This is a genomic window from Pseudohaliea rubra DSM 19751 (assembly GCF_000764025.1).
GTDB lineage: Bacteria > Pseudomonadota > Gammaproteobacteria > Pseudomonadales > Halieaceae > Pseudohaliea > Pseudohaliea rubra.
This window is the reverse complement of record NZ_KN234812.1, coordinates 1-6,949: the sequence shown is the minus strand read 5'-3', so window position 1 is coordinate 6,949 and position 6,949 is coordinate 1. Positions and strand designations below refer to the sequence as shown.

The 6,949-nt window shown below is 65.4% G+C and carries 7 protein-coding genes; 2 read left to right on the top strand and 5 right to left on the bottom strand.

What is annotated here, in order from left to right:
- Positions 1 to 378 (top strand): hypothetical protein (locus HRUBRA_RS15480; RefSeq protein WP_035518275.1); only part of this gene is annotated, 378 nt, incomplete at its 5' end.
- A gap of 291 nt (positions 379 to 669) precedes the next feature.
- Complete coding sequence (locus HRUBRA_RS14245; protein WP_144244489.1) at positions 670 to 2,115, top strand: hypothetical protein; 1,446 nt, start codon at positions 670 to 672, stop codon at positions 2,113 to 2,115.
- 5 nt (positions 2,116 to 2,120) lie between these two features.
- On the opposite strand, the gene HRUBRA_RS14240 is transcribed toward HRUBRA_RS14245, so the two are convergent.
- The 5 genes from HRUBRA_RS14240 to pdxA all read right to left on the bottom strand — a co-directional run.
- A complete protein-coding gene (locus tag HRUBRA_RS14240) occupies positions 2,121 to 3,089 on the bottom strand; it encodes a hypothetical protein (RefSeq protein WP_144244488.1) in 969 nt (322 codons plus the stop codon).
- A gap of 60 nt (positions 3,090 to 3,149) precedes the next feature.
- Positions 3,150 to 4,982, bottom strand: a complete 1,833-nt coding sequence (locus HRUBRA_RS14235) for a hypothetical protein (RefSeq protein WP_035518270.1) — start codon at positions 4,980 to 4,982, stop codon at positions 3,150 to 3,152.
- A 164-nt stretch (positions 4,983 to 5,146) separates the two neighbouring features.
- Positions 5,147 to 5,449, bottom strand: coding sequence for a nucleotidyltransferase family protein (locus HRUBRA_RS14230; RefSeq protein WP_035518267.1), 303 nt, complete (start codon positions 5,447 to 5,449; stop codon positions 5,147 to 5,149).
- A complete protein-coding gene (locus HRUBRA_RS14225) occupies positions 5,446 to 5,805 on the bottom strand; it encodes an HI0074 family nucleotidyltransferase substrate-binding subunit (RefSeq protein WP_035518266.1) in 360 nt (119 codons plus the stop codon). Before HRUBRA_RS14225 ends, HRUBRA_RS14230 begins: the two co-directional genes overlap by 4 nt.
- A gap of 174 nt (positions 5,806 to 5,979) precedes the next feature.
- Positions 5,980 to 6,949: 4-hydroxythreonine-4-phosphate dehydrogenase PdxA (gene pdxA, locus HRUBRA_RS14220; RefSeq protein ID WP_035518264.1), on the bottom strand; the 970-nt coding region annotated here is incomplete at its 5' end.

The following is a 6,949-nucleotide window of genomic DNA, read 5'->3' as shown; positions in this document are numbered from 1 at the left end:
CGCGGCTGGAACACCCTCGCCGAGCCCGCGGCGGGCAAGGGCGCCGGCCGCGAGCCCAAGCTGCCCTGGCAGGGCGGCGAGCAGATCAGCGGCGGCCTGCTGAAGGGCCTCGTGCGCTCCTCCCGTCACCGCGCCCTGGTCCCCGAGGCAGACTGGTTCGAGCTCGTCGCCGCCCTCGGCGACGGTCCCTTCCGCCGCCTCAACCCACCGCCGCCGAAAACCCCCTGCGACGACATCGTCGTCACCTTCACCGCCTGGGCCGATGGCGAGCTGCGCCTCGCCGCCAACGACATCGAGAGCCGCTGGCGCTTTCTGGATCGCTACGGCAACAATCGCGGCTGGCTGTGGGTGAGCTTAAGCCCGGCGGATGCCCGTTAATGTACCGTCTCGTTAACAGCGGCGCCGGCTACCTCGGCTTGCTAACCAGCGCGCGCCGGACAATCCCTTTTTCGGTACCCTGGGATGGTTTTCCTGCGAGAAGATCCTCGCTCCTTTAATGGGTTCCCTGCAGTAGTCACGGCCTTGGCGCATGGCAAGCTATGCCCGTCCCAGTAACATTGGCGGTAGCATGCTCTTTGCTGCTCACAGCCCGGGTTTGCCGGCGAGTGCTGATGCTAAACTGCGCCCTTAAATCAACTGCTCTGCTCACTGTGTGAGGGTTTTCATGCCATGATGTTGGCGATGCTTGCTCTTTTAGGCGCGATGCTGCCCTGGCTTATGGGCACTACCCTGGCGGCGAATGTCGCGCTGCGTAGTGCCTGGTCCCCGGGAGCCGGGTTCGTGCTGGCTGGCGCTGGGGGCATACTTGGCTATCTGCTGCTGGCTCTGGCCGTGTACCTGGCTGACCTGGCAGGGTTTTCGCTTTTTTCACTGCCCTTTGTATTGTGCCTTGGTGCCGCAACACTCTGCTCGGCAGTGTTTATGCTGGCGGCCTTGCGCAAGGCGGCCTTTTCCTTTGACCGGCGCCTGGTCTGGCCTTTGGTACTGTTTTCCCTCTACGCGTGCTGGCTTGCGGCAGCGCATCTGCTGCTCCCGGTACAGAGCTGGGATGTTTTGGGCGTTTGGGGGTACCAGGCCGTTGATTTTATCGCGCATACAACCGGACCACTGGAGGCGCCTTTCGAGCCTTTCTGGAAAAAACATCCGCTTACGCTCTACCTGGTCATCGCCTGGTCTTCCTGGCTGTCATCGTTTTCGGATGCTGGCCTCGGCGCGTTGGTGCCCTGGTTGCTCTGTGCCTACAGCATGGCACTCATCGCCGGCGGCTATGCGTGGTACCGGACTCGCTCACCGGTTGTCGCCCTCCTTGCGGCGCTCAGCCTCGTTTCCCTTCCCTTGCTCGAGAACCACATTCTGCTGCCGGGTTACGGTGAGTTGTTTCTCGCAGCCGCGCTGGTGAGCGCCTGTGCCCTCATGGCTCTTGCCATGGCTGAACGATCGGCTGTGCTTCTGGCCCTTGGCATGGTGAGCGCCTGCTCGGCGGCCTATCTGAAGAATACGGGTGTTGCCTATGCCGCCATACCGCTGGCTGCCTGGGCGGTGGCCTTACTTTTTGTGCACAGCAGGAAGGCCCTGCTGGCCTTGATCGTTATCTTCGGGGCATCCGTCTATTGGGTCTGGCAATCCGGCATCGCTGTCGATGTGGGTCCTGTGGTGCTGTCCTTTGATGCCGATGACAAAGCCCTCCGCTTTGGCGGTCGCCATCTCTCCCTGGGCTTGCCGGGGTGGTCTACCTATTTCTCGACGGAACTCACCAGCCGGCTGCTGAATCAAAGCTTTCAGGTAGCTTTCCTTGTTTTCGTGCTGGCTTGGGCCGCCTCACCGCTTGCCCTGCAGCGCGAGCGCACTGATCAAAAGATGTACCTGTTCCTGCTGCTAGCCTGCACCTTCGTGTTCGTTTTACTGTCTCTGTCGCTGCTGACCGATGATGGCCTGCGTCATGCTACGCCGGGCGCGGATACCGGGCACAGTCGCTTTTCACTGCCAGCCTTCGCGCTGCTTCCGCTGATTCTGGGGGAATTGCTCTATCTGTTAGTGGTTCCGTCGGGTACTGGTCCGGTTGTGGCTCGTGCAACGCCGGTGGAGGCGTTTGCAGATCCGGTTTCGGGCCCGTAAGTGGCTCAGAGGTATGGCAGCAGGTCGCTGACACAGTCCCTGTCGCGTCCGCAGCGAAGGGGAGCGTTCTTGATCTGCTCCGCAAGGGGGCGGCCCGCGTAGCGTTCCAAAATCACTTCACCCTCGCTCAATCGCCACTGCCACCGCAGCACCTCGCCACAGCCCCAGCCATAGAGGCACAGGCATAGCGCGGCGCGGAGAAGCTGTCGCTGCTGCCCGGTACCTGCGGGCACCTTTAAAAGGTGCACGGCGGCGCCCAGCCCGGCGAGTCCAACTATCATCAGCAGCATCACGATGCCGTTGGGGCGCAGCAGGGAATGGGGGTGTGAGCCGATGACGACATTATTCGAGTAAGCCTGCAGCACGGGTGGGTTGAGCCAGTCTGCCAGCAGTTGCTCTATTACGCGCCCTGATGAAAACGGCCGCAATTCCACGCCTTTCACCCGCAGACGCTGCCCACCGTTGTCATGACCTGTTGCGTCGGCAATGAAGCCCACGGCCAGCTCGATGATCTCGCCGCGGTATTTCTCGCTCCCCTTGGGCATCGCCACCTGCGTTACCCCGTCGCCAGAGCGGTTCAGGGGCAATTGATAGATGACGTCCGGTTCCGCTGCCCGGCGCCAGTAAATTGCTGCGTTGGCCCAGCTTGTCAGTCCGTCGATGTCGAGCTTGATGAACGGGTAGTCCTCGGCCAGAAAGCGCGCATTGAGAGCCACGACGGCGCCGCCCCCGGCAAACGCGTCGATGACCATGCTCCCGTCTCTGGCATAGGCGCGACCCGCAGCCACGGGGCGGAAGCGATTGCCGGGGATCGTTACCGTTTCTACATCGTGCCCGGCGAAAGCGCGGAATTCGGGGTGCACCCGGAAGAAGAGCAGGGCATAGGCCAGGGCAAGCACAATGCCCGCCAGCACGAAGGCTGCCGCAGCCTCGATAAATGCCCTGCGCCAGGGTGCGCTCGTGGCTTGTTCCACTTTGCCCTCCCGGGGGTGTGCGCTGCGCGCCATCGCTTGTTCCCGTCTGCCGCCGGATACTTACCGGGGTAGCATATAGGCCTGCGCGGCCTCGCGAACCGCCGGCCAGGCATCCAGTGCCGCCGCCCAATGTGCAGCATAGCCCCGGAAGACCCCTACCAGGGCCTCGTCAGTGCTGCCGGCCGGCACGCCGCGAATGCGGGCGGGGCCGTGGATCTCGGCGATTGATCCCTGCACCTCTTCGATGCCCCGCTTCAGGTAGCCCTGCCAGTTCAGGGAGGGCAACTCCCTGGCCTTTGCTGCCTGCAGTCGCAGCAGATGCAGCTGGTGCGCCTGGCCCTTGGCCTGCTCGCGGCGATAGTCCAGTAGCAGGTCGGCGTCGCTGCGGGCGGCGAGGCGTCTGGCATCATCGGCCATGTGCCGGAGGCGTCGCTGCGGCGCGCTCGCATCCTTGTAGTCGATATGCTCGGCGAGATAGCGAGAGAACAGGACGATACCGCCTTCACCGGCCATCGGCGCCCGCAGGCCCTGGCCACGCCGCGATTCCAGCGGCAGGTGCGGCACGGCCCAGGGATACTCCAGCACGGCACCGCGGTGGTGCATGGCCTCCACCATAGTGCCGAAAAGCAGGTCCTCGCCCCGGAAGGCCGGGAAGTAGGGGGGCAGCAGCTGCGAGTTGTCCAGGCCTGTCATCTGCGACATGAAGGCCATTTTGTGGATCGTGGGGCCGCTGCACCCCAGCCAGTTGCAGCCGTTCTGCAGTGCTTCCGCCATGCCGTGGGGTGCATTGACCAGGCGTTCGATGGAGTCCTCCCCCAGGTGCACGGCCCAGTGGCCGCCCCCGGTACCGGGATCGCCCCAGGAGCCACACTGCGTCACCAGAATCGGCGACTGCGAGTCGAGGACGTTCAGCATGGCGGCATTGCACTCTGAAAGCTGGCTCTCTTGCAGGGGACCATTGTTCAGCTCGCGCACGGCGTTGCCCAGCTGTTGGCCCAGCAAGTCGGCATGGGCGGCGAGCGGGTCCGCAGCGGCGGGCACCCGCGCAGCCAGCAGGGTGTCGCGGTCCGGGAAGAAGGCAGCGCGGCGCCCCCCCTGGAAGTTGATGCCGGTCTCTTCGACCGGCGGTCGCACGGCCTCGCAGAGGATGTCGTCGTCCATGACGATGGCCCTGCAGCCCACCGACAGCAGCAGGCACAGGGTCCGCGAGCGGCCGTAGGTCTTCTTGCCCGTCCAGTGGGACGGGTCCAGAAGGAACCGGATGCCGGCCTCATGTGTCGGCAGTTCCGCGACCAGGTGTGCCAGCAGGGCGGCCTGCTCTTCGGCCCCGAAGTAGCTCATGGATCTGGCGCTTCTGAGGTTGAAGCGCTCAACGGCGTCCCGATTGGCCGTTCGGCTTTCCGGGTGTCGCGAGTCATCCACCAGCATGAGGGCCTCGTGCCGCGTGAGCGAACCGCTGCGCAGCATGGATTCGAGGAGCCGCTCCACCGCTTCCGGCCGGTCGCAGGTGATGATAAAGGCCCGCGTCGGTGCCAGCGGGTGGTTCTGGCTTTGCTGGAGACGGGTTTTGACTGTCTCGGCAGACAACAGCATCTCGCCGTCGCGCAATTGCTGTAGCGCCTGCATGGCGAGAGTGCGGTTGCCCTTCAGCTCTGGCTGCGACCGGGCCAGGTGGTCGGCGTGCGCATCCAGCGTACGGAACGTCGTGCAGGTCTTGAGCGCCTCGACAACCTGCGGCGAGATCATCTGCTGCCGACCGTTGACCCGGTTGATGACGAGCATCATGGCCTGATCGACAGGGATCAGCTCGCAGTCGGCAAAGGCATAGAGCGCCGATGCCCCCGCGGCCGGGGTGGCTGAAAAAGAGTAGGAAATACTGGTGTCGTCCGTCATGAGTGTGGCGGATGCCCGGGCCGTTGAAGCGACGAGTTTAGGGAGGGCGTGAGCCGGTGTAAACCGCACCATCGGTGGTGTCAGCCGCCGCGGCGGCTGGCGGCCCTTTGACGTTGGGGACGCGGGGGCCTTCGTGCCCGGTCGTCTACCCGGGGCCTGCGCCGCTACCGGCGCAGCGGTATCTTCTCCCGCATCACGCCATCCCGGTAGCTCTCGGCCAGGTCGGCTTCAAGTACGAGGTCCACCTTGTAGGGGAAATTGCTCTCGGTGAGCTTCTCGTTGATCTCGCCCACGAGTTGCCGGGGCTTGCCGGAGCCCTCGATGAGCAAGTCTACGTCCGCATAAGGGGCGCCGCCGCCCCGGGCTCGTGACCCGAAGCACGACACGCGATAGCCCGCCTGGTGGAGAGGCTGGACGACGTTGGCGTCGAGGAAGGCAAGCTCCGCCTCGCTCAAACGAAGCGTCACGGCTGCTGCACCCGATCCAGCAGGCTTTGCAGCTCCGGTAGGAACCCGGAAGCAAAGGCGTAGACCTCCCGCGCGAGGTCCTCATTATAGGTGTGCGACGACAGGTTGCGCTGGTCGATCGCCTCTAACCAGAGCACCACATCACTGATCAGGCCGGCCTGGCCCATTTCGCGGATAACCTGCTTTGGCGCACTGGTGTCCGTGCCGAGCCAGCGTTTGCTGACTTTCCACGCAAGCTCCATGGAGAACTCGAAACGCTGGATCGAGGCGTCTCTGGTGATGTCGTCCTCAGGCAGAGCCAGGGCCCGCCCCAGGGCGGCCACAGCTTTTACGAATTCAGCGCTTTTAAGAGCCATGTTTCTCGTATCTTACTCCGGTTAGCAGTGGGTTAATCGAGCTCCCCAATGGAGTATAGTGCAAACCTCCGAAGCAGCGATTTGCGCCTCGCTTTGAAGCCCGCTCCGCCGGTCAGGATCGCATGCCGATGCCGCACGCCAGGATGCGGGCCCGGTCGGGGCGAGACGCCCTTCCTACAGGGGCCGTGCCAGCGCCACGGCCAGCGTCACCGCCGCCCGCAAACTCCCCGCATCGGCCCGTCCTGTGCCGGCCAGATCCAGCGCCGTGCCGTGGTCCACGCTCGTGCGCACGATGGGCAGGCCCAGGGTGACGTTCACCGCCTCGCCGAAGCCTGCGTGCTTGAGTACCGGCAGGCCCTGGTCGTGGTACAGGGCGAGCACGGCGTCGACGTCTGCCAGAGCCCGCGGCGTGAAGGCCGTATCCGCCGGCAGGGGGCCGGTGAGGTCCAGGCCCTCGGCGCGCAGGGCCTCGAGTACCGGGATGATGACATCGAGCTCCTCCCGGCCCAGGTGGCCTCCCTCGCCCGCATGAGGGTTGAGCCCGAGGACGGCGATGCGCGGCCGGGGCAGGCCGAAGCGCCGGCGCAGGTCGCCGTCGAGGATGCCGAGCGTGTCACCGAGCAGCTCGCGGGTGATGGCTGCCGGCACCGCCGCCAGCGGCAGGTGGGTAGTGGCCAGAGCCACGCGGAGCCCGCCGGCCACCAGCAGCATGACCACGCGCTCCACGCCGCAGCGGGCGGCGAGATATTCCGTATGCCCGCGGAAGGCGAAACCCGCATCGGCGATGACGCTCTTCTGCACCGGTGCGGTCACCATGGCGTCGAAGCGACCGTCGCGGCAGCTGTCGACGGCGGCATCGAGGGTGGCGAGGACCGCAGCGGCATTCGCCGGGTCGAGCCTTCCCGGCGCCGCGGGGCGGGCCAGAGGGGTATGCAGTACCGGCAGGTGCCCGGGGGTGTGGGGCGCGGGGGTGGCGTCGGGGTCGAAGTCGTGCAGGGTGACGGCGGCAAGCCCGGGAATGGCCGCAGCGCGGCTGGCGAGCATCTCCCGGTCGGCAAGGGCGACCAGCTGGGCCGGCCAGGACTCTCTGGCGATCGCCAGCACCAGCTCCGGGCCGATGCCGGCCGGCTCGCCGGCGGTGAGC

Bases quoted from the DNA above. Each gene is read 5' to 3' on its own strand.
- HRUBRA_RS14245 (WP_144244489.1), top strand. From the start codon at position 670: ATGATGTTGGCGATGCTTGCTCTTTTAGGCGCGATGCTGCCCTGGCTT.
- HRUBRA_RS14235 (WP_035518270.1), bottom strand. From the start codon at position 4,982: ATGACGGACGACACCAGTATTTCCTACTCTTTTTCAGCCACCCCGGCC.
- HRUBRA_RS14225 (WP_035518266.1), bottom strand. From the start codon at position 5,805: ATGGCTCTTAAAAGCGCTGAATTCGTAAAAGCTGTGGCCGCCCTGGGG.